This window comes from Streptomyces sp. SID1328 (assembly GCF_009865595.1).
In the GTDB taxonomy this organism is placed as follows: domain Bacteria; phylum Actinomycetota; class Actinomycetes; order Streptomycetales; family Streptomycetaceae; genus Streptomyces; species Streptomyces griseoluteus.
The window spans coordinates 1-600 of the sequence record NZ_WWKH01000228.1 but is presented as its reverse complement, the minus strand read 5'-3'; the positions used below and the strand labels follow the sequence as shown (position 1 = coordinate 600).

Below are 600 nucleotides of genomic sequence, written 5' to 3'. Positions count from 1 at the left end.
TCGGCTGGCACAAGTGGAAGCTGGGCTGGCTGAACCCACGCCAGGTGGCCTGCGTCCGGGGTACGGGCCCGGCCCGGCTCACACTGGAGCCGCTCGCGGCCGGGCCCGGTGTCCCGGTGCGGGGCACGTCCGGCACCCCGGCCTTCGGGCTCGGCAACGGCACCAAGCTCGCCCTGGTGCGCACCGGCGCGGACACCGACCTCGCCTTCGAGGCGCGCGGACCGGTGGGCAACGACCGCACGGCGTGCAAGCAGGGCATCCTCGTCTACCGGGTGCGCGCCGGCGTCGAGTCCGGGGAGGGCCCGGTCGACGTGGTGGACGCCCACCCGCACACCGAGGCGTGCTGGGAGAACTCCGTCTATCCGCCCCTTGCCGACGCGCCGGTGTCGCTGGGGGAGAGCTTCACCGTGCCGGGGGACGGGGTGAAGGTGGAGGTCGAGGAGCGCACCCCGGCCGGGGCGTGGACGGTACGGATCACGCCGGGGGAGGGCGCCTGAGCCGGGATACGCGAAAGGCCCCCGCTCGCGCGAGGGCCTTCGTTGTCTGTGCGCCGCCAGGGACTCGAACCCCGGACCCGCTGATTAAGAGTCAGCTGCTCTA

At 73.8% G+C, this 600-nt stretch carries 1 pseudogene; it reads left to right on the top strand.

The annotated features are described in order from the left end of the window. Positions 1-497: pseudogene (locus GT030_RS06505) on the top strand (peptidase M6); the annotation flags it as partial. Between the last annotated feature and the right edge of the window lie 103 nt (positions 498-600).